The sequence below is a fragment of the Pseudomonas sp. Pse1 genome (assembly GCF_024519635.1).
Lineage (GTDB): Bacteria > Pseudomonadota > Gammaproteobacteria > Pseudomonadales > Pseudomonadaceae > Aquipseudomonas.
The window spans coordinates 93965-115573 of record NZ_JALJRO010000001.1 but is presented as its reverse complement, the minus strand read 5'-3'; the positions used below and the strand labels follow the sequence as shown (position 1 = coordinate 115573).

Here is a 21609-nt window from a genome sequence, read left to right as displayed (position 1 = left end):
GCTAGCAGCGGAGCGCCGCCCGGGCAGCGCCTACAGAGGCGAGGTCGGTCCTACAGGTCCGCAGGTTCCAGCTTGCCATCCCAGCCACCACCCAAGGCCGCAATCAGATTGACGCTGGCAATCAGCCGGCTTTGTTGCAGGCTCAGCACGCTGCGTTCGTTGCTCAAGGCCGTGGCCTGGACCACCACCACGTCGAGGTAGGCAATCAGCCCGGCCTTGTACTGGTTCTGGATCAGCCGCAGGGATTCGCGGGCGGCGTCCAGGGCCTGTTGGCGAACGACGGCTTCGTCGCCCAGCACCTTGAGCTGCACCAGATAGTTCTCCACTTCACGGAAACCATCGAGCACAGTCTGACGATAGGTGGCGACGGTCTGGTCATACAACGCTTCGTTGCGGTCAACTTCCGCCGAACGCTGGCCGCCGTCGAACAGCGGCAGGTTGAGTTTGGGTCCCACCGACCAGAAGCGGTTGGGCAGGCTGATCAAGTCGGTCGAGGTACTGCTGCTGTAGCCGCCGGACATGCTCAGGGTCAGGTCCGGGTAATACGCGGCCTTGGCGACGCCTATGTTGGCATTGGCGGCGATCACCGAACGCTCCGCCGAAGCGATGTCCGGACGGCGCTCCAACAGTTGCGACGGCAGACTCACCGGCACTTCAGGCAATACCGGAATGTCCTGGGTTTCCGCCAGGTTGAATGCAGCCGGGGCCTGCCCCATGAGCACGGCAATCGCGTTTTCGAACTGCGCACGCTGCCAGATCAGGTCGATCATGTCGGCCTGGGTGCTTTTCAGCTGGGTCTGCGCCTGGGCCACCGCATCCTTGCCCGAGACACCGGCGCGGTACTGGTTCTCGGTCATTTTCAGCGAGCGCTGGTAGTTCTCCACGGTGGCTTGCAGCAGGCGCTTCTGCTGGTCGATCACCCGCAGTTGCAGGTAGTTCTGCACCAACTCCGATTGCTGGCTCAGGCGCATCGCCGCGAGGTCGGCAAAACTTGCTTCGGCACTGGCTTCGTTAGCCTCCAGGCCACGGCGCAACTTGCCCCAGATGTCCGCCTCCCAGCTCACCCCGAGCTGTGCGTTATAGGTGTCGCGAATACCGCTGCTGGAACTGCTCAGGCTCGAACTGCTGCTGCCGGTGCCTTGGCTGGATCGGGTCTTGCCGACGCTCAGGTCCACCGATGGATAGAACGCCCCGCGCGCGCTGGCCACCAGCGCCTGGGCCTGACGGTACTGGGCCTCGGCCTGGGCGACAGACTGGTTGGAGCTGTTCAGTTGCTCCACCAGGGCATTCAGCTGACGATCACCATACAACTCCCACCAGGCACCGCGGGCCAGGGAGTCGCTGGGGTTGGCCTGGCGCCAGCCTTCGGCCTGCTTGTACTGCGCCGGTTCTGCCACCGTTGGCCGCTGGTAATCCGGGCCGACCGCGCAGGCGCTGAGCAGCAACGCGCTGAGGGACAGGCTCAGCAGCCGCGAACCACGGGCCGCGAGCACTCGCTGGTTGAGGGGATAACGGTCAGTCATAGCGCAGTTTCCAGAGCAGCATCGGTACGAACCCCACGCCAGCGGTTGACCCGATGGCGCAGACGGTCGAGATAGAGGTAAACCACCGGGGTGGTGTAAAGCGTCAGCACCTGGCTGAAGATCAGCCCGCCGATAATGGTCAGTCCCAGTGGCTGGCGCATTTCCGCGCCTTCAGCACTGCCGAGCAGCAACGGCAAGGCACCGAGGATCGCCGCCAGGGTGGTCATCAGGATCGGCCGCAGACGCAACAGGCAGGCGCTGCGGATCGACTCCAGCGGCGCCATGCCCTGGTGCCGTTCCAGCTCCAGCGCCAGGTCGATCATCAAGATGGCGTTTTTCTTCACCACGCCGATCAGCAGGAACAGACCGAGCAAGGAAATCAGGCTGAACTCACCGCCCAGGGCATAGATCGACAGCAAGGCACCGACCCCGGCCGAGGGCAAGGTCGAGAGGATGGTCAGCGGGTGCACGTAGCTTTCATACAACACCCCGAGCACCAGGTACACCGCGAGCAAGGCGCCGAGAATCATGAACGGTTGGCTCTTTTGAGTCGCGGCAAACGCATCGGCAGTGCCGGCCATCTTGGCGATCACTTCCTCGGGCAGGCCGAGCTTGGCAATCGCCCGCTCGATGGCCGCACCGCCCTGCTCCACCGTCACCCCTTCGGCCATGTCGAAGGAAATACTCTCCGAAGCGAACTGCCCTTCGTGGCTGACCCGGTCGTTTTCCAGGCTGTTTTCGTAATGGGCGATGGTCGACAGCGGCACCCGCGCGCCATCGGCGGTGATGACCTGCACCTGATTGAGGGTGATCGGGTCGCGGGCGTATTTCGGATTGACCTCCATCACCACCTGATACTGGTTGAGGCTGTCGTAGATGGTGGAAATCTGCCGTTGGCTGTAGGCGTTGTTCAGCACCGACGTGACCATCGCCATGTCGATCCCCAGGCGCTTGGCCTGGTCGCGGTCGACCACCAGCGTCACTTGCGCCGCGCCGCTGCCTTCGCGGGCATCGATGGCAGTCAGCTCCGGCAGTGCCTTGAGTGCGGTGACCACCTTCGGGTACCACTCGCGCAGCGCCGATAGATCGCCACTTTGCAGAATGTAGCTGTACTGCGACGACTGCTGCTCGCGACCGCCGCCAAACTGCAGGTCCTGGTCAGCCATCAGCATCAGTTGCGCGCCGGGCACCTTGGGCATTTCCTTGCGCAGGCGCTCGATCACTTTCTGCGCAGAAATGTTGCGCTCCTTGATCGGTTTGAGGCGTACCAGCATGAAGGCGTTGTTGGTGCCGTTACTGCCGCCGATAAAGCCGGCGACGCTTTCCACGGCCGCATCCTTCAGCACCGCTCGGCGGAAGGTTTCCATTTTCGGTTGCATCACACTGAACGAAAGGCCGTCGTCACCGCGCACGAAGCCGATCAACTGGCCGGTGTCCTGCTGCGGCAGGAAGGTCTTGGGCACGACCACGTACAGCGCGACGTTGACGCCAATGGTGATGAACAGGCTGAACAGGGTCAGGCGCGGATGGCGCAGCACCCAGTCGAGGCTGCTGGAGTAATGCTTGACCATCCAGTCGTTGGCCTTGCGGCTGCCGCGTTGCAGGCGGTTTTCCTGGCCCGGGACATGGGGTTTCAGCCAGCGTGCGCAGAGCATCGGGGTCAGGGTCAGGGACACCACCAGCGACACCACGATCGACGCCGCGAGGGTGATGGAGAACTCGCGGAACAGGCTCTCGATGATCCCGCCCATGAACAGGATCGACAGGAACACCGCCACCAGCGAGACGTTCATCGACAGCAACGTAAAGCCGACCTCCTTGGCCCCCAGGTACGCCGCCTTCATCGGCGCGATGCCTTCGTCGATATGCCGGGAGATGTTCTCCAGCACCACGATGGCATCGTCCACCACCAAACCGGTGGCGAGAATCAGCGCCATCAGCGACAGGTTATTCAGCGAGAACCCGTAGAGGTACATCACCGCGAAAGTACCGACCAGCGACACCGGCACCGCCAGAGTCGGAATCAGCGAAGCACGGAAGTTGCCGAGGAACAGGAACACCACCAGGATCACCAGGGCCACGGCAATCAGCAGGGTCATTTCCGCTTCGTGCAAGGTGGCCTTGATCACCGGCGAGCGGTCCATGGCCAGGTTGAGCTTGACGCTGGCCGGCAGCACCGCCTGCAACGCCGGTAACTGCGCCTTGATCTCGTTGACCGTCTCAATGATGTTGGCGCCGGCCTGGCGGTTGATCACCAGCAGCACCGCCGAGTCGTCGTTGAAGAAGCCGCTGTTGTAGCGATCCTCGACGCCGTCGCTGACCTTGGCCACGTCACTCAGGCGCAACGCCGAGCCGTTCTGGTAGCGAATGATCAGCGGTTCGTAGTCCTTGGCCTTTTCCAACTGATCGTTGGCCTGCACCTGCCACATCCGCTGATCGTCCTCGATCGAGCCCTTGGGCCGGCGCACGTTGGCGTTGGCAATGGTGGTGCGCACTTCATCGAGGGCCACGCCGTACTGGTTGAGCAGTTGCGGTTCAAGCTCGATGCGCACCGCCGGCAGGGAGCTGCCGCCGATCTGCACTTCACCCACGCCCGGCACCTGAGACAGGCTTTGGGACAGGATGGTCGAGGCCAGGTCATAGAGCTGACCCTTTTCCAACACATCGGAGGTCAGCGACAGCACCATGATCGGCGCCTGGGACGGGTTGACCTTCTTGTAAGTGGGCATGCTGCGCATGCCGCTGGGCAGCAGATTGCGCGAGGCGTTGATCGCCGCCTGCACTTCCCGCGCCGCACCGTTGATGTCGCGATCGAGGTCGAACTGCAGGATCACCCGGGTCGATCCCTGGCTGGAACGGCTGCTCATGGTGTTGACCCCGGCGATCGCACCGAAGGACCGCTCCAGAGGCGTCGCCACGGTGGACGCCATGACCTCGGGGCTGGCGCCGGGCAAGCTGGCCTGGACCACGATCACCGGAAAATCCATCTGCGGCAGCGGCGACACTGGCAGCAAGCCAAAGCTCACCCCGCCCAGCAACATGATCGCCAGGCTCAGCAGCATGGTGGCTACCGGGCGCTTGATAAAGGGTCCGGAGAGGTTCATGGCTGTTCTACCGACTCCAGCGTCCGCGGCGCAGGCCGCCAGCGCCGTCCCAACCGATCAAAGTACAGATAGATCACCGGTGTAGTGAACAAGGTCAGCACCTGGCTGACCAGCAGCCCGCCGACCATTACCAGGCCCAGCGGCTGGCGCAGCTCGGCGCCGGAGCCGCTGGCGAGCATCAATGGCACCGCACCGAACAGCGCCGCCAGAGTGGTCATCAGGATCGGTCGGAAGCGCAGCAAGGCCGCCTGGTAGATCGCCGTCGCCGGGTCCATGCCCTGGTTGCGCTCGGCTTCAAGGGCGAAGTCGATCATCATGATCGCGTTCTTCTTAACGATGCCGATCAGCAGGATGATGCCGATGATCGCAATCATCCCCAGGTCATTGCCGCTGAGCAGCAACGCCAGCAAGGCGCCGACCGCTGCCGAGGGCAAGGTTGAGAGAATGGTGATTGGGTGGATGTAACTCTCGTAGAGCACCCCGAGCACGATGTACATGGTCACCACTGCCGCCAGGATCAGCAGCAAGGTGCTCGACAGCGACGCCTGGAACGCCTGGGCCGCGCCCTGGAACTGGGTTTGCACGCCCACCGGCATGCCGATGTCTTTCTGCACCTGTTCGATCAGTTCCACCGCGTGCCCCAGGGCAACGCCGGGGGCCAGGTTGAACGACATCATCACCGCCGGGAACTGGCCGATATGGGCAATCGACAGCTGTGCCTGACGCTCTTCGATGCGCGCCAGACTCGACAGCCGCACCTGGCCGCCATCGGTGGTCTTGACGTAGATCTGCTGCAGCGCCTGCGGACCGATCTTCTCACCGTCCTTGGCCTGCAGCACCACCCGATACTGGCTGGCCTGGGTGTAGATGGTGGAGATCTGCCGCTGGCCGAAGGCGTCGTACAGGGCGTCGGTGATATTGGCCACCGACACGCCGATGCGCGAGGCAGCGTCACGGTCGATCACCAGGTACACTTGCAGGCCCTTGTCCTGCAGGTCGCTGGCGACGTCGGTGAGTTGCGGTTGCTGCTGCAGGGCCTCGACCAGACGACCGCTCCACTCGCTGAGCAAGGCGGCATCCGGCGAGGACATGCTGAACTGGTACTGGGTGCGACTGACCCGGTCTTCGATGGTCAAGTCCTGCACCGGCTGCATGAACAGGCGGATGCCCACCAGTTTGTCCAGTTGCGGCTGCAGGCGTGCGATCACCTCGGCGGCGCTCAGGTCGCGCTCTTTGTGGGGCTTGAGGTTGATCAGCAAGCGGCCGCTGTTGAGCGTGGCGTTGTCGCCGTCGACGCCGATGTAGGACGACAGGCTTTGCACCGCCGGGTCCTGCAGGATGATGCTCGCCAGTTCCTGCTGGCGCTGGCTCATGGCGGCGAAGGACACCGATTGCGGTGCCTCGGAAATACCCTGGATGACCCCGGTGTCCTGCACCGGGAAGAAACCCTTGGGCACGATCATGTAGAGGAACACGGTGAGGCCGAGGGTGGCGATGGCCACCATCAGGGTCAGCGGCTGGTGCTTGAGCACCCACTGCAACTGACGCCCGTAGGCCGCGATCAACCAGTCGATCCAGGCGCCGCTGGCCCGATAGAAACGCCCCTGCTCTTGCGCCTTTGGCTCGCGCTTGAGCAAGCGCGCGCACATCATCGGCGTCAGGGTCAGCGAGACCACCAGGGAAATCAGGATCGCCACCGCCAGGGTAATGGCGAATTCGCGGAACAGCCGCCCCACCACATCAGCCATGAACAGCAGTGGAATCAATACCGCGATCAACGACAGGGTCAGGGAAATCAGGGTGAAACCGATCTGCTTGGCGCCCTTGAGTGCCGCCTGCAACGGACTGTCGCCCTCCTCGATGTAGCGCGAGATGTTCTCCAGCATGACGATGGCGTCGTCGACCACAAAGCCGGTGGCGATGGTCAGGGCCATCAGGGTCAGGTTGTTGACCGAGAAGCCGGCCAGGTACATCACGCCGAAGGTGCCGATCAGCGACAGCGGCACGGCAATCGACGGGATGATGGTGGCGCTGGCCCGGCGCAGGAACAGGAACGTCACCATCACCACCAGGGCAATGGCGATCAGCAGTTCGTGCTGCACATCGGTGACCGAGGCGCGGATGGTCTGGGTGCGGTCGGTGAGGACCGTGACGTCGAGGCCGGCTGGCAAGTTGTCGGTGATGCTCGGCAACAGTGCCTTGATCCGGTCGACCACTTCGATCACGTTGGCCCCGGGCTGGCGCTGGATGTTCAGCAGCACCGCCTGGTTTTCATTGGCCCAGGCCGCCAGCCGCTCGTTCTCGGCGCCGTCGACGATGGTCGCGACGTCCTTGAGCCGCAGCGGCGCGCCGTTGTTGTAGGCGAGGATCAGTTCGGCGTAGTCCTTGGGCGAGGTCAACTGGTCGTTGGCGTCGAGCATCGAGACCCGGGTCGGGCCGTCGAAGTTGCCCTTGGGCTGGTTGACGTTGGACGCGGCAATCAGGGTGCGCACGTCCGCCAGGTTCAAGCCGTTGGCTGCCAGGGCCTCCGGGTTAACCTTGATCCGCACTGCCTGGCGCTGCCCGCCAGCGATGCTGACCATGCCGACGCCGCTGATCTGGGCGATTTTCTGCGCCATGCGTGTGTCGACCAGGTCATTGAGCTTGGGCAGCAGCATGGTTTTCGAGGTGATCGCCAGGGTCAGGACTGGGGTGTCCGCCGGATTGACCTTGTTGTACACCGGCGGTGCCGGCAGGTCGCTGGGCAGCAGGTTGCTGGCGGCGTTGATCGCGGCCTGCACCTGCTGTTCGGCGACGTCCATATTGATGTCGAGGTTGAAACGCAGGGTCAGTACCGAAGCGCCGCCGGAACTGGTGGAGGCCATCTGGGTCAAGCCGGGCATCTGCCCGAACTGGCGTTCCAACGGCGCGGTGACCGCGCTGGTCATCACGTCCGGACTGGCACCGGGGTACAGGGTCATGACCCGGATGGTCGGGTAGTCCACCTGCGGCAGTGCCGAGACCGGCAACAAGCGATAGGCAATCAGGCCGGCCAGGACAATGGCCAGCATACTCAGGGTGGTCGCGACCGGTCGCAGGATGAACAGGCGGGAGATGTTCATGCGCCGCCCTTATGCGCCTTGCCGTTGGCCTTGGCCGCAGGGTCGGTATCGCCGGCCTGGCTGTGCAAGTTGTCGGCCGGGGTGGCCGGGACCTGGTTGCTGTCGTTGACCACTTCGACTTCACTGCCCTCCTTCAGGCGATCGGTGCCTTCCAGCACCACGCGGTCGCCGGGCTTGAGGCCTTCGGTGATCACCGTGTTGTCACCGTCGCTGGCGCCGATTTTCAGCGGGCGGATGGTGACTTTCTTGTCACCGTCCATGGCGTAGACGAAGGTGCCGTTGGTGCCGAACTGAATCGCCGCCGATGGCGCGAGGATCACCGATTTCAGGGTGTCGGCCAGCAAGCGCACGTTGACGAACTGATTGGGGAACAGCGCCTGGTCGCGGTTGTCGTAGCGGGCCTTGAATTTCAGGGTCCCGGTGGTGGTGTCGATCTGGTTGTCGAGGCTTTGCAGGACCCCGTTGGCTTGCAGCTTGGTATCGCCACGGTCCCAGGCTTCGACCGGTAATTTAGCGCCGCTGCGATAACGGGCGAGGACTACATCCAGGCTGTTTTCCGGCAGGGTGAAGGCCACGCTGATCGGCTGGGTCTGAGTGATGATCGCCAGGGCGGTGGTGTCGTTGGCTGCTACCAGGTTGCCGATGTCCAATTGGCGCAGGCCGACGCGGCCGGTGATCGGCGCGCGGATTTTGGTGAACTCAAGGTTGAGCTTGGCGTCGTTGACCGCCGCCTGATTGGTTTTCACCGTGCCCTGGTATTGCCCTACCAGCGCTGCGGCGGTGTCCAGGGTCTGCTTGGCGATGCTGTCTTCGGCGTAAAGGCCGCGATAACGCTCAAGGTCGACGAGGGCGTTTTTCAGTTGCGCCTGATTTTGCAGCAGGGTGCCTTCGGCCTGGAGCAAGGCGTTCTGATACGGACGCGGGTCGATCTCGGCCAGCAGGTCGCCGGCCTTGACCATCTGCCCTTCTTCAAAACTGATCTTCATCAGTTCACCGCCGACCCGGCTGCGCACATTGATGGTGTTCAACGCCGTTACGGTGCCGAGGGCCTTGTAGTACAGCGGGAAGTCCCCCACGACCGCCGGCGCCACACGCACCGGCACCGCGCCCGCCGCGCCACCGAAACCGGGGCGCATGCTCCCCGAACGGCCGACGTGACCGCTCGCCGCCTTTTGTGCGGGAGCGTCCTTGCTGGCGCTGCCGGCCGGCCAAAATTTCCAGCACAGGCCAGCAATGATCAACAGGACCAGCAGGCCGAACAGCCAGCGACGAGAGTGACGGGAAGCGGAAGATTGCATGGAGTGATTAACCATTGGGCGCGTGGGCATCTTTATACGGGAGGCTGAACGATAAGCACTGACGGTCAATTAGCAAAGCGCCTTTACCGGCAATTTACCTTCAGCCTGTTTTTCGCGAGTGATTGCTAAATGACTGAAGCACAAATGAAAACGGCCTGGACAGAGCCAGGCCGTTAATAATTGTAATGCCTGTTACTTGAGCACGGCCAACGCTGCTTCGTAGTTCGGCTCCTCAGCGATTTCCGCGACCAGCTCGCTGTGCAGCACTTTGTCGTTTTCGTCCAGTACGACGACCGCGCGAGCGGTCAGGCCCTTGAGTGGACCGTCGGCAATGGCCACGCCGTAGTTCTCGAGGAACTCGGTGCCACGCAGGGTCGACAGGTTCTGGACGTTTTCCAGGCCTTCGGCGCCGCAGAAACGCGCCTGGGCGAATGGCAGGTCGGCGGAAATGCACAGCACCACGGTGTTGGCGATGTCATTGGCCTGGGCGTTGAACTTGCGAACCGAAGTGGCGCAGGTCGGGGTATCGACGCTTGGGAAGATGTTCAGGACTTTGCGCTTGCCAGCGAAGTCTTTCAGGGTAACGTCGGACAGGTTGCCTGCGACCAGGGAAAAGGCTGGCGCCTGGGAACCGGCTTTAGGCAGTTCGCCGTTGACTTGAACCGGACCGCCTTTAAGAGTGACTTGAGCCATGATCAGTGTCCTTATTAGTAGTGGGTGTAATGAACCATCGAAGGATCTCGCAAGGAGGCGAAGTTAACCACGAATGGGCGGTCGAGCCTATCTCGACGTATCGATAGATTTTTCCGAATCCATTGAAATAATTAACCTTCTGACTGGCCGTAACCGTGCTGACTGCTAACTTGCTTAGTTGAACCTTACAGCGCAGAGGGGTATATCCCACAGCGCATTCGTCGATTTCTGACGATCAGTTCACGCCATACCCACGCTCACCCACAGGATTGTGCAATGACCCGATTGACCCCGACTCGCCTGCTACTGGGCGGCCTTTGCCTGTTATTGAGCGCCACCAGCTGGGCGGACTTTACCGCCAGCCCCGCAGAAGCCCGCAGCATCGCCAAGGAAGCCTACCTGTACGGTTATCCGGTCGTTGAGATGTACAAGACCCTGTATGCACAAACCGTGGACAAAGGCGGACCGAACTTCAAGGCGCCGTTCAACCATATCGGCAATACCGCCAGGGTGTTCACGCCCAAGGACACGGCGATCATCACGCCCAATTCCGACACGCCCTACTCCTTCGTCTGGATGGACTTGCGCGCCGAGCCGGTAGTGTTGACCCTGCCGCAGATTGCCGAGGAACGTTACTACTCGGTGCAGTTGATTGACCTCTACACGCAGAATTTCGCCTATCTGGGCACCCGCAGCACCGGTAATAAAGGTGGGCGGTTCATGATCGTCGGTCCGGACTGGAAAGGTCAGCAGCCGGTCAATATCGATCGCCTGGTGCGCAGCGAAAGTAACATCGCCTACGCGCTGTATCGCACCCAACTGTTCGACGACAAGGACCTGGAGAAGGTCAAACGCATCCAGAACGGCTACAAGGTCCAGCCCCTCAGCCAGTACCTCAAGCAACCGCCAGCGCCGGCGGCGGCGAAGATCAACTGGCCCAAGCCCAGCGCCCATATGAGCGACAGCCCGGAGCTGTTCAAGTACCTGAACTTCATGCTGGCCTTCGCCCCGGCCGTTGATTCGGAGCGGGAGGCCCTCGCGCGCTTCGGCAAAATCGGGGTCGTCGCCGGCCAGCCGTTCGAACTCAAGACCCTGAGCAACGAACAGCGCCAGGCCCTGGAAGACGGGATCAGCGATGCCCAGGCCGAGTTTGCGGCGCTCAAGAAGGAAAAAATCGATACCCACCAGCTCAGCAGCGGTGACTTCTTCGGCACCCGTGAGCACCTGCAGAACAATTACCTGTACCGCTACGCCGGCGCCAACATCGGGATTTTCGGCAACTCTGCCGATGAAGCTGCGTACATGGGCTATTTCGTCGACAGCACCGGCAAGCCACTGAATGGCGCCAAGCGCAGCTACAGCCTGCACTTCGCCAAGGACCAGTTGCCACCGGCGGAGGCGTTCTGGTCGCTGACGATGTACGACGGCAAGACCAAACTGTTGGTGCCCAATCACCAGAATCGCTACCTTATTAATTCCCGAATGTTGCCTAAGCTCAAACGCGACGCCGATGGCGGACTGACCCTGTACCTGCAGCACTCGGTGCCGATCAAGGACCAGCGCAGCAACTGGCTGCCAGCGCCCCACGGCCCGTTCTATGCGGTATTGCGCCTGTATCTGCCCAAACCCGAGGTCGCCAATGGCCAGTGGAAACTGCCCGCGCTGACCCCGATCAACTGATCGTCCCACTGCAAAGGATCGCCCCCATGACCGCACTGACTGATATCAATGCCCTGCAAGCGAACATCGCCGAGGCGGTACTCGGTCAGGATCAGGTGATCCGGCAGATCATGCTTGGCCTGCTGGCCAACGGGCATTTGCTCCTCGAAAGCTTGCCGGGGCTGGCCAAGACCCGCACGGTCAAAGCCCTGGCCAAGCACCTCGATGCAAAAATGCGCCGGATCCAGTTCACCCCCGACTTGCTGCCCTCGGACATCACCGGCGCCGAGGTACTGCACCAGGTCGACGGACAGAATCAGATCCTGTTCCAGCCGGGACCGTTGTTCGGCAACCTGATCCTCGCCGACGAAATCAATCGCGCGCCGGCCAAGGTCCAGGCGGCGCTGCTCGAGGCCATGGAAGAACGGCAAATTACCGTGGCCGGCAACAGCCATGCACTGCCGCAGTTGTTCATTGTGGTGGCCACGCAAAACCCGATCGAACAGGAAGGCACCTACCCCCTGCCGGAGGCGCAGATGGACCGCTTCCTGATGAAAGTGCTGCTGGATTACCCCAGCGCTGAAAACGAAAGCCAGGTGTTGCGCCTGTTACGCGACGAAGAGCAGGCCCAGGCCGGCACAGCCGCGACCGCCCCCGGCTTTCAGCTACCTCAGGAAGTGATCTTCAATGCACGCCGTGAAGTCAGTGCGGTCAGTGTCGCGCCGGCCATTGACCGTTACCTGATCGATCTGATCAACGCCACCCGCCACCCTGCCGACTACGATGCCGACCTGGCGCGCTGGATCACCATCGGCGCCAGCCCCCGTGGCGGGATTGGCCTGGACCGCTGCGCGCGCGCCGACGCCTGGCTGCAGGGCCAGGATTTCGTCACCCCCGATAACGTGCGCAGCGTGGTTCACCCGGTGCTGCGTCATCGCCTGCAATTGAGTTATGACGCGGTGGCCGACGGGGTCAACGCAGACCAGGTGCTTGACCGCCTGCTCGACACTGTCGCGATTCCCGCCTGAGGCCATGCCGATGAACACTCAGGAACTGGATGGCCTGGTGTACGTATCGCTGAAGCAACTGATGTCCCTCGAGTTCAAGGCCCGTGACCTGAGCTTCACCGCGCGCCAGCCCCAGGGCAGCATCCTTGCCGGCAATCATGCATCGCGCCTGCGCGGACGCGGCTTGAACTTCGATGAGCTGCGCCGCTATCAACCCGGCGATGACCTGCGCCATCTCGACTGGCGGGCCTCGCTGCGCACCGGCAAGCCGGTGGTGCGCACCTTCACCGAGGAGCGCGACCGCCCGGCGTTAATCCTGGTGGACCAGCGCATGTCGATGTTCTTTGGCTCGCAGCGCAGCTTCAAGTCGGCGCTGGCCGCTGAGCTGGGCGCACTGGCGGCGTGGATGGTGTTCAACGCCGGCGACCGGGTCGGCGGCCTGGTGTTTGACGATCGGAATATCGACAGCGTCGCCCCGCTGCGCAGCCGCAAACGCCTGGAAGCGTTGTGCACGCGAATTGCACGGCAGAATCAGGCACTCAGTGCGCGCAACCCGGATCACGAAGGCGAGGATCAACTGGACAAGGTCCTGCAACGGACCCTGGCCGTGGCCAGGCACGACCATCTGATTTGCATAATCAGTGATTTCGCCGGCGCCGGTCCGCGTACGCTGCAACTGATGCGCCAGCTCAGTGCGCACAACGATGTGATCGCCATGCAGGTTTACGATCCGCTGGCCCTCAAGCTGCCGAACAACGGCCAGGTGCTGGTGACCCAAGGACAATTGCAGGTCGAATTGGCGGTGGGCCAGCGCCAGGTGCACCAACCGCTGGGGGATTTTCTCAGTGGCCGCTTGAAAGACGTCGCCACGTTGCTGCGGCGCAGCCGGGTGCCGGTGATGATGTTCAGTACCGCGCTTGCGGCCCATGAGCAATTGCGTGCGGAGCTAGGCAAGCTCGTCGGGGGGCGGCGATGAGCAGCCATGTGCCGAGTATCGATCAGCTCAAGGAAATGGCCCTGCCGACGCCCGTCAGTTACATGCCGCAGACCTGGGGCTGGTGGTGTCTGCTGGGGCTGCTGCTCGTGGGATTGCTGGTGTGGGCGGCGCGGCGTTATTGGCAGTGGCGGCGGGATGCCTATCGGCGTGAAGCCCTGGAACGGCTGGCGCTGTTGCAACGGCGCAGCAGTGATTTGAATGCGTTGCGTGAGTTGCCGGAGTTGCTCAAGCGTGCGGCGCTCTCGATGCCAGTACCACACTCCCCAACTGTGGGAGCGAGCCTGCTTGCGAAAGCAATCTTCCATTCAACATCGCGAGTGCCTGACATGCCGCCATCGCGAGCAGGCTCGCTCCTACAGGGTGGTGTTTCAGATTCAACATCGGCAGGGGCTGACACACCGCCATCGCGAGCAGGCTCGCTCCTACAGGGGCCGGGTGCGCTGGCGAATGATGATTGGCAGGCATTTTTACAGTGCCACAGCCCCACCCCACTGCCGGAGGATTTCAGCCGGCAATTGGCAACGCTGGCCTACGCCCCGCAAGCGACGCTATTGGCGATACCGGACGAGCAGCGCCAGGCGCTGTTCGCAACCTGCAAGCAATGGCTGGAGCAGCATCATGTGGCAGTTTGACTACCCCTGGCTGTTGCTCCTGCTGCCGCTGGTGTGGCTGGGTTATCACTACTTGGCGGATTACCGCGAAGCGCGCAGTGCGCTGCGGGTGCCGTTTTTTGCCGCCATGAGTCGAGCAATAGGACAAACGCCGAGCCAGTCCGGGGGGCGTGGCAATCGCTTGCAGTTGTTGCTCAATCTGCTGGTCTGGGCCTTGCTGGTCGTGGCCGTGGCGCGGCCGGTGCTGGTGGAAAAACCCATCGAACGCCAGCAGCCCGTGCGCGACCTGATGCTCGCCATCGACATCTCGCAATCCATGGAAACTCCCGACTACACCGACAGCAACGGGCAGAAGATCAATCGCCTGGCTGCGGTCAAGGCAGTGGTCCAGGGCTTTATCGAGCGGCGCAAGGACGATCGCCTGGGCCTGATCGTGTTCGGCAGCGGCGCCTACCCGCAAGCGCCCTTGACCCTCGACCACACCAGCCTGTCGCTGTTGCTGGACGACACCGGGATCGGCATGGCCGGACCCAATACCGCGATTGGCGACGCCATCGGCCTGGCGTTGAAAATGCTCGACCAGGCCCATGAGCAGGAAAAAGTGCTGATCCTGCTCACCGACGGCAACGACACCAGCAGTGCCATCACCCCCGAGCACGCCGCGAGCATGGCCGCCGCCAAGGGCGTAGTGATTCACACCATCGGCATCGGTGACCCGGGCGCCAGCGGTGAGTCCAAGGTCAATCTGCAAGGGCTCGAGCAAATCGCCACGGCCACCGGCGGACGCTTCTTCCGCGCCGAAGACCGCCAGGCCCTGGACCAGGTCTATGCCACCCTCGACCAGATCACCCCGCACCGGGTCCAGACGTTCAGTCACCAACCCAAGCGCGAGCTGTTCTGGCTGCCGTTGGGCGCGGCCATCGGCCTGCTCGCGTTGTATCACCTGATCGCCCTGCTGTGGCCACGGCTGCACGCAGGTCGCCAACCCGAGGAGGCTTGAGATGGAGATCAACCTCAGTGACTTTCACTTTCTGCGCCCGGCCTGGCTGCTGCTGGCGCTGTTCGGCGCGCTGCTGCCCTGGCTCTGGCGGCGCAGTCGCGACCTGCAACGGCACCTGCGCGGGACCATCGCCCCGCATCTGTTGCCACACCTGCTGATCACTCCCGACGATCCCCATCGCTGGCGCCCGGTGCACCTGACCTGCGCGCTGCTGGTGCTTGGCGCGGTAGCCGCCGCCGGGCCGACCTGGGAACAGGATCGCCCGGACTTTCTGGAAAACCGTGCGCCGCTGATAGTCGCGGTCGACCTGTCGCCGTCGATGGACGCCAGCGATGTCGCCCCCACCCGCCTCGAAGCCGCCAAGCACAAGCTCCACGATCTGCTGCAACGGCGCAGTGGCGCGCGCACTGCGTTGCTCGCCTATGCCGGCAGTGCGCACCTGGTGTTGCCGCCTACCGATGACCCGGCGCTGCTCGACAGCTTTATCCAGGCCCTCGCTACCCAACTGTTGCAGAAACCCGGCAAGAACGTCGCGGCGGTGATCGACCAGGCCAAAACCCTGCTGCACGCGGAGAAGACCCCGGGCACCCTGCTGCTGATCACCGACGGCGCCGACACCGGGCAACTGGCGGAGCTGGATAAACACCTGGACGACAGCCCGCTGCAAGTGCTGGTGCTGGCCGTGGGCAACAGCGCCGGCGGCGTGATCACCGACGCCAACGGCCAACCCCGAACCGACAGCAATGGTCGGCCGGTGCTGGGCAGTTTCGATCAGGCAGCACTCAAGCAACTGGCCGCGACACTCGACGCCCCACTGGGCAGCCTGACCCTTAACGACGACGATCTGGACTGGATCGAACTGCATGCCCAGCAGCATTTCCAGAGCGCCAGCGCCGAGCAGCAGCAACTGCACTGGAAAGACGCCGGCTACTGGCTGTGCTGGCCGCTGCTGCTGTTGGCCTTCCTCGCGGTGCGGCGCGGCTGGAGTCTGAACTGGACCGCCGCCCTGCTGCTCGGGGTCGGCCTGGCCGGACAGCCGGCAGACGCCGAGGCCAATGCTCTGACCGATGCTTTTTTCAGCGCCGACCAGCAGGGTCGCTGGGCCTTCGAACATCAGCATTTTCCGCAGGCGGCGGCGCTGTTCGAGGATCCGTACTGGAAAGGCATTGCCGCCTACAACGCCGCTGACTTTGACCTGGCGCTGGCTACATTCGCCCGCCTCGATACACCGCAAGCCTACTTCTACCTGGGCAATATTTACGTGCGCCGCTTCAAGTTCGACGCCGCTATCGCCGCCTATACCCAGGCCCTGAAACTGCAACCGCAGTTCCCCGAGGCCACTGCCAACCTCGCACTGGCCCAGGCGTTGCTCAAAGACACTGAAAGCGCCGAACAGAACGCGCCCGAAGTCAAACCCGACGAGGTCAAGTACGACAAACCGGCCGGCAAGGGCCAGAGCAAGGCGGTGCAGACGCCACAGGCGGCATCCGATGCGCAATGGCTGCAGAACCTGACGACCTCGCCGGCGAAGTTTCTCCAACAGAAATTCCGTATCCAGGATCAGGAGGGCCAACCATGAAAACCCTATTGATCACTGGCGGTCTGCTGCTCGTTCTATCGGCGACTTCGGCCACGGCGGCCGAACCTGATCTGCGGGTGCAGGCAAGCCTGCAACCCGCCAAGCCGGTGATAGTCGGCGGTCTGGTGAGGTTGCAGGTGGAAGTGCTGACCGACACCTGGTTCACCAGCGCCCCCAGCCTGCCGGAACTCAAACTCGACGGCGCGCTGGTCATGCCCCCCAACGGCGAGTCCGAGCACACCACGCAGACCCTCGACGGCAAATCCTACTCGGGCATGCGTTACAGCTACCTGATCACCCCCAATCAGGCCCAGGCGTTCGACATTCCGGCGTTGACCGTACGGGCGACGCCGGGCCAGGCCAGCCAGGCACTCAGCGCGCAAAGCCAGCCCCTGCAGTTTCGCGCCGAGCAGCCGCCGGGATTCGCCCCGGGAGAACCGGTGCTGGTCGCCCAGGGCCTGCGCCTGACCCAGGTGATCCAACCGTCGACCACCCCACTCAAGGCCGGTGACAGTCTGACCCGGCAGCTCACCTTGCAGGCCGACGGTGCCCTGGCCATGGCCTTGCCGGCGCCGCAGCTGGGTGACGTCGAGGGCCTCAAGCGTTACCTGAAAACCCCGCAGGTCAGCAATCTCGACGATGGCCGTGGGCATCTGAATGGCGGGCAGCGCATCGACGCTGCGACCTATCAGGTCCAGCGCCAGGGCCATTACAGCCTGCCGGCGATTCAACTGCGTTGGTGGGATGCGGCGGCTGGGCAAATACGGGTGGCCGAAGTGCCGGCGGTGACCTTCGAGGCCGCGGCCAATCCCGGCTATAAACCGGTATTCTCGATTGCCGAAGACCTTGAGCGACTGGGCCAGAAGGGTCGCCTGCACCTGTCCCGGCACGGGCTACTGTGGACGGCAGGACTGTTGCTGGTGGTGATTGCCGGTTACCTGCTCAGGCCCTTGTGCCAACGCGGCTGGCGCGCATGGCGGGCGCGCCGTCAAGCCCGGCATGCCGCCTGGCTGTTGTCCGCCGACTATGCCTGGGAGCAGATTCCCGAACAACTGCAAGGCCAGCCGCCGCAGTTAAGTGCCCTGTATCTGTGGGCGCGCCGTAGCGGAAAAGGGCTGGGCATCGGCGTTCTCGGCGGTTCGGTACAACAGCTGCTGCGCCGCCGATACACGCGCGAAGCCGACGATCAGCAAGCACTGACGCAGTTCAAGCCAACGTTGACTACGCTACAGACTCAGGTCGCCGCACAGCGCGCAACCGAGCCCCAGGCCTTGCGTCCACTCAATCCACGTCACGAGAAGGATCACTCATGAACTCACTGAACGTCCGCTACCAGCGTCACGGCCTGAAGTTGCTGCTGGCCTTGGCGCTGAGCCTGCCGTTGCTGGCCAGCGCGGCCGATGTTTTGCCTTCGTGGAACGACGGGCCGACGAAAAAGAACCTCATCGAATTCGTCGAGGCGGTGACCACCCAAGGCTCGAAGGACTACGTCAAGCCAGAGGAACGGATTGCCGTGTTCGATAACGACGGCACCCTGTGGAGCGAGCAACCGATGTACTTCCAGGTGCTGTTCGCCCTGGAAGAGGTCAAGCGCATGGCGCCCCAGCATCCGCAATGGAAAACCGAGCAGCCCTTCAAGGCGGTACTGGAAAACGACCATCAGGCACTGGCCGCCAGCGGCATGGACGGCCTGATGAAGATCATCGGCGCGACCCACACCGGGATCACCACCGCCGCCTTCATGGACAACGCCAAGACCTGGCTGAGCCAGGCCCGTCACCCGAAAACCGGCAAACCCTACACCGAGATGATCTTCCAGCCGATGCTGGAAATGCTCGACTACCTGCGCAGCCAGGACTTCAAGACCTACATCGTCTCCGGCGGCGAAGTCGAGTTCATGCGCGCCTTCGCCGAGCAGGTCTACGGCATCCCGCCGGAGCAGGTGATCGGCACCACCTTCGCCACTCAGTTCCAGCTCAACGGCAACGACGCCTCGATCCTGCGCCTGCCCAAGCTCGCCCATAACGATGACGGGCCGGGCAAACCGGAGAGCATCCAGCAGGTAATCGGTCGCCGCCCGATCCTCGCCTTTGGTAACTCCGACGGTGACCTGCAGATGCTGCAGTGGACCGCAGCCGGGCCGGGTAAAAGCTTCATGGGCCTGGTGCATCACACCGACGCCAAGCGCGAATGGGCCTATGATCGACAGTCAAACATCGGCCGCCTGGACAAGGCGCTGGATGAAGCCAACAAGCGCGGCTGGAGCGTGGTCGACATGAGCAAAGAATGGAAGCGTATTTACCCATTCGACGCCCCTTCCACCGAGTAGCCGCAATAGTAGTATTCAGCAGCTCTCTTCCCGGTCCTGTACAAGGCAATGCCCATGTCTTCACGTGTCGCCAGCAAGTCGTCGGCCATTCCCGCCTCTCACACCCACGCCCCTGCCCTGTTGATCCCGGCCCTGCTGCTGGTGGTCTCGGGGGCAGCGGCGCTGGTCTATCAGGTGCTGTGGATCAAACAGTTGTCGTTGGTGGTCGGGGTCGAGGTGTACGCCATCACCACTGGCATCAGCGCCTTCTTCGCCGGCCTGGCCTTGGGTGGCTGGCTGTTCGGGCGCCTGGCCGACCGCTTGCAGCGGCCGGTGCTGCTATACGCCGGGCTGGAAGTGCTAGTGGCACTGCTGGGCGTCGGCGCAACGCTGGGGATGAGTCTGGCCGCCGCGCCATTCGCCTGGCTGGAACAGCAGATCGGCCTGGCGGCCTGGGGGCTGCCGTTTGCCCTGGTGGGTTTGCCGGCGGTGCTGATGGGCGGCACCCTGCCGGTGCTGGTGCGCGCGCTGGCGACGGATCCCCGGCATTCGGGCAAGGCCGGCGGCCAGTTGTATGCGGCGAATACCTTGGGGGCCATCGCCGGAACCCTGCTGGCAGCCTTCCTGCTGATTGCCACCCTGGGGGTGCGCGGCAGTGCAATTTTCGCCGCCATGCTCAACCTGTTGGCGGCCGCCGGTGCGCTGCTGTGGTTTCAGCGCCAAGGCCCGGTACCCGCTGAATCAGCGTCAGCTGAAGTCGTAGCGCCTGCCGCGCCGGCGCGTCTGGCCCTTTGGCTGTACGCCATTGCCGGCGGCGTGGCGTTGGGCTATGAGGTGGTCTGGTCGCAGTCCATCGTGCAATTCATGAGCACCCGCACCTATGCCTTCGCCGTGGTGCTGGCGACTTACCTGCTCGGCCTGTTCCTCGGCAGCGTGTGGATGGCCCGTCGGGTTGAGCGGGTGCGTGATCCCTGGGGCTTGTTCGGCTTGTTGATCGCCGCTGCCGGGCTGCTGGCCTTGCTGGAGGTGGCGCTGCTCGGGCGCTGGCTGGTGTTGCTGCAAACCCAGGGCGAAGCCGTCGCGCTGGCCCTCGGCGCCAGCGAACTGGCGGCGATGAGCGTGCGTTTCGCCGTGGCCGCGCTGTGCATCGTGTTTGTCCCGACCTTGCTGCTAGGCGCAGCCTTTCCCTTGGCCCTGCGCCTGTGCGTGGGCCAGGATCGGGTGGGGCGGGATGTCGGGGCGGTCGTGGCGTTCAACACCCTGGGCGGCATCATCGGGGTCATGCTCTGCGGGTTCCTGTTGATTCCGCTGCTGGGGTTGGTGCGTACCCTCGGGCTGCTGGCGCTGATTGCTGCAGCGGTCGGGGTGATCGCCATCAGCCAAGGTCGGGCGCTCAATAAAGGCACGCGCCAAGGCGTGATCGCGGTCGCCGTCCTCTCGCTGGGCGTCGCCGTGCTGACTCCGGTCGACAAGCTGGCGAGCCTGCTGCCGGGCGCACGCAATGGTGAATTGGCGTTTTATCAGGAGGGCCGTGGCGGCACCGTTGCGGTGGTCACCCAGGGTAAACAGCCGCGTACCTTCCAGCGCCTGTATATCCAGGGCGTGTCAAACACCGGCGATGCCATGCCGTCACTGCGCTACATGCGCATTCAGGCCCTGCTGCCGCTGTTGATCCATAACGGCGAGCCGCGCTCGGCGCTGGTGATCGGCTTTGGCACCGGCATCACCGCCGGCGCCTTGCTGCAATACCCTGGACTCGAGCAACGAGTGGTCGCCGAACTGTTGCCGGCGGTGGTGCAGGCCGCGCCGCTGTTCAAGGGCAACTACAACGCCGGGGCCAACCCGGCCCTCGATGTGCGCCTGCGCGACGGTCGCCAGGAACTGCTGCGCAGCGAACAGCGTTACGACCTGATCACCCTGGAGCCTCCGCCGCCCTCGGCCGCGGGCGTAGTCAATCTGTACTCCCGGGACTTCTACCAATTGGCAGCGCGACGTCTCGAAGCCAAGGGGCTGGTCGCGCAGTGGCTGCCGTTGCCGACGCAGAACATCGACGACTCGCGAGCCCTGGTGCAGAGTTTTCTCCAGGTGTTCCCCTACGCCAACGTCTGGACCAGCGAGTTCCACGAAATGTTGCTGGTGGGCTCCCTCGAGCCGATTGAACTGGACGCCGCGCGCATCAGCCAGCGCTATGCCCAGGACAGCGTGCGCAACGCCTTGCAGGAAGTCGGTGTGAGTTCGGCGCCGGCGCTGCTGGCCACCTGGGTCACCGATCGCCAGGGTTTGCAGCAGTTTGCCGGCCAGGCGTTGGCGGTTACCGATGACCAGCCGCGCATTGAATACGCGCCCTGGGTGCGAGCCAAGGAGATCAGCCGGGTACTGCCCGCCCTGCTCGACCTGCATCGCCCGCCGCCACTGCTCAACGCCGATCCGGCCTTCAGCGAGCGAATGAACGTCCACCAGCAACGCCTGATGCAGTTCTATCGCGCCAGCCTGCATGCCTACGACGGCGACCGCCAGGCCTGGGCCCGGGATATCCGGGAGGTGATGCGTGGGGATTCGGCGAATCCGTATTATCGGTGGTTTGTCGGGGAGTAAGCGATGTGCAGTTGGTGCGGGGCTGAGACCGCGTCGATTTCTTCGCTGCGATGGGGCGTCCCGACAAGCCAGCGAAGGCGACCGCAAAGCCCCCACAAAAATCAGGATGACAGCGCCCCGCGCAACCGTTACAA

General features: G+C 63.4%; 14 protein-coding genes. 9 read left to right on the top strand and 5 right to left on the bottom strand.

The window, feature by feature from the left end; all coding sequences use genetic code 11:
• Positions 1-50 precede the first annotated feature (50 nt).
• The 5 genes from NR126_RS00495 to tpx form a co-directional block, all read right to left on the bottom strand.
• Positions 51-1523, bottom strand: coding sequence for an efflux transporter outer membrane subunit (locus NR126_RS00495; RefSeq protein ID WP_256829427.1), 1473 nt, complete (start codon positions 1521-1523; stop codon positions 51-53).
• Positions 1520-4627 carry an efflux RND transporter permease subunit gene (locus NR126_RS00490; RefSeq protein WP_256829426.1) on the bottom strand — a complete coding sequence of 1036 codons (3108 nt, stop codon included), beginning with the start codon at positions 4625-4627 and terminating at the stop codon, positions 1520-1522. Before NR126_RS00490 ends, NR126_RS00495 begins: the two co-directional genes overlap by 4 nt.
• Complete coding sequence (locus tag NR126_RS00485) at positions 4624-7728, bottom strand: MdtB/MuxB family multidrug efflux RND transporter permease subunit (RefSeq protein WP_027618949.1); 3105 nt, start codon at positions 7726-7728, stop codon at positions 4624-4626. The genes NR126_RS00490 and NR126_RS00485 overlap by 4 nt, the downstream gene beginning before the upstream one ends.
• On the bottom strand, positions 7725-9041 hold the full coding sequence (locus NR126_RS00480; RefSeq protein ID WP_105754256.1) for an MdtA/MuxA family multidrug efflux RND transporter periplasmic adaptor subunit: 1317 nt from the start codon (positions 9039-9041) through the stop codon (positions 7725-7727). Before NR126_RS00480 ends, NR126_RS00485 begins: the two co-directional genes overlap by 4 nt.
• A gap of 177 nt (positions 9042-9218) precedes the next feature.
• A complete protein-coding gene (gene tpx, locus NR126_RS00475) occupies positions 9219-9719 on the bottom strand; it encodes a thiol peroxidase (RefSeq protein ID WP_027618951.1) in 501 nt (166 codons plus the stop codon).
• A 276-nt stretch (positions 9720-9995) separates the two neighbouring features.
• Here tpx and NR126_RS00470 point away from each other — a divergent pair, with 276 nt between their 5' ends.
• The 9 genes from NR126_RS00470 to NR126_RS00430 are packed head-to-tail and all read left to right on the top strand — an operon-like array spanning position 9996 to position 21475.
• Positions 9996-11399, top strand: coding sequence for a DUF1254 domain-containing protein (locus NR126_RS00470; protein WP_256829425.1), 1404 nt, complete (start codon positions 9996-9998; stop codon positions 11397-11399).
• A gap of 26 nt (positions 11400-11425) precedes the next feature.
• Positions 11426-12406, top strand: coding sequence for a MoxR family ATPase (locus tag NR126_RS00465; protein WP_105754258.1), 981 nt, complete (start codon positions 11426-11428; stop codon positions 12404-12406).
• Positions 12407-12416: 10 nt separating this feature from the next.
• Positions 12417-13361, top strand: a complete 945-nt coding sequence (locus tag NR126_RS00460) for a DUF58 domain-containing protein (protein WP_256829424.1) — start codon at positions 12417-12419, stop codon at positions 13359-13361.
• Complete coding sequence (locus NR126_RS00455; RefSeq protein WP_256829423.1) at positions 13358-14014, top strand: DUF4381 domain-containing protein; 657 nt, start codon at positions 13358-13360, stop codon at positions 14012-14014. Before NR126_RS00460 ends, NR126_RS00455 begins: the two co-directional genes overlap by 4 nt.
• The gene (locus NR126_RS00450; RefSeq protein WP_105754261.1) at positions 14001-14993 is read left to right on the top strand and encodes a VWA domain-containing protein; all 993 of its coding nucleotides are present in this window, start codon (positions 14001-14003) and stop codon (positions 14991-14993) included. The genes NR126_RS00455 and NR126_RS00450 overlap by 14 nt, the downstream gene beginning before the upstream one ends.
• Before the next feature lies 1 nt (position 14994).
• A complete protein-coding gene (locus tag NR126_RS00445; protein ID WP_256829422.1) occupies positions 14995-16572 on the top strand; it encodes a VWA domain-containing protein in 1578 nt (525 codons plus the stop codon).
• Positions 16569-17885 (top strand): BatD family protein, encoded by a 1317-nt coding sequence (locus NR126_RS00440; protein ID WP_256829421.1) that lies wholly within the window; start codon positions 16569-16571, stop codon positions 17883-17885. Before NR126_RS00445 ends, NR126_RS00440 begins: the two co-directional genes overlap by 4 nt.
• On the top strand, positions 17882-18901 hold the full coding sequence (locus NR126_RS00435; protein ID WP_256829420.1) for an HAD family phosphatase: 1020 nt from the start codon (positions 17882-17884) through the stop codon (positions 18899-18901). The genes NR126_RS00440 and NR126_RS00435 overlap by 4 nt, the downstream gene beginning before the upstream one ends.
• 54 nt (positions 18902-18955) lie before the next feature.
• Positions 18956-21475 (top strand): fused MFS/spermidine synthase, encoded by a 2520-nt coding sequence (locus NR126_RS00430; protein WP_027618958.1) that lies wholly within the window; start codon positions 18956-18958, stop codon positions 21473-21475.
• Positions 21476-21609: the final 134 nt, after the last annotated feature.

Coding starts and splice junctions, on each gene's coding strand:
- NR126_RS00495 (WP_256829427.1), bottom strand. CDS start 1,523: ATGACTGACCGTTATCCCCTCAACCAGCGAGTGCTCGCGGCCCGTGGT.
- NR126_RS00490 (WP_256829426.1), bottom strand. CDS start 4,627: ATGAACCTCTCCGGACCCTTTATCAAGCGCCCGGTAGCCACCATGCTG.
- NR126_RS00485 (WP_027618949.1), bottom strand. CDS start 7,728: ATGAACATCTCCCGCCTGTTCATCCTGCGACCGGTCGCGACCACCCTG.
- NR126_RS00480 (WP_105754256.1), bottom strand. CDS start 9,041: ATGGTTAATCACTCCATGCAATCTTCCGCTTCCCGTCACTCTCGTCGC.
- tpx (WP_027618951.1), bottom strand. CDS start 9,719: ATGGCTCAAGTCACTCTTAAAGGCGGTCCGGTTCAAGTCAACGGCGAA.
- NR126_RS00470 (WP_256829425.1), top strand. CDS start 9,996: ATGACCCGATTGACCCCGACTCGCCTGCTACTGGGCGGCCTTTGCCTG.
- NR126_RS00465 (WP_105754258.1), top strand. CDS start 11,426: ATGACCGCACTGACTGATATCAATGCCCTGCAAGCGAACATCGCCGAG.
- NR126_RS00460 (WP_256829424.1), top strand. CDS start 12,417: ATGAACACTCAGGAACTGGATGGCCTGGTGTACGTATCGCTGAAGCAA.
- NR126_RS00455 (WP_256829423.1), top strand. CDS start 13,358: ATGAGCAGCCATGTGCCGAGTATCGATCAGCTCAAGGAAATGGCCCTG.
- NR126_RS00450 (WP_105754261.1), top strand. CDS start 14,001: ATGTGGCAGTTTGACTACCCCTGGCTGTTGCTCCTGCTGCCGCTGGTG.
- NR126_RS00445 (WP_256829422.1), top strand. CDS start 14,995: ATGGAGATCAACCTCAGTGACTTTCACTTTCTGCGCCCGGCCTGGCTG.
- NR126_RS00440 (WP_256829421.1), top strand. CDS start 16,569: ATGAAAACCCTATTGATCACTGGCGGTCTGCTGCTCGTTCTATCGGCG.
- NR126_RS00435 (WP_256829420.1), top strand. CDS start 17,882: ATGAACTCACTGAACGTCCGCTACCAGCGTCACGGCCTGAAGTTGCTG.
- NR126_RS00430 (WP_027618958.1), top strand. CDS start 18,956: ATGTCTTCACGTGTCGCCAGCAAGTCGTCGGCCATTCCCGCCTCTCAC.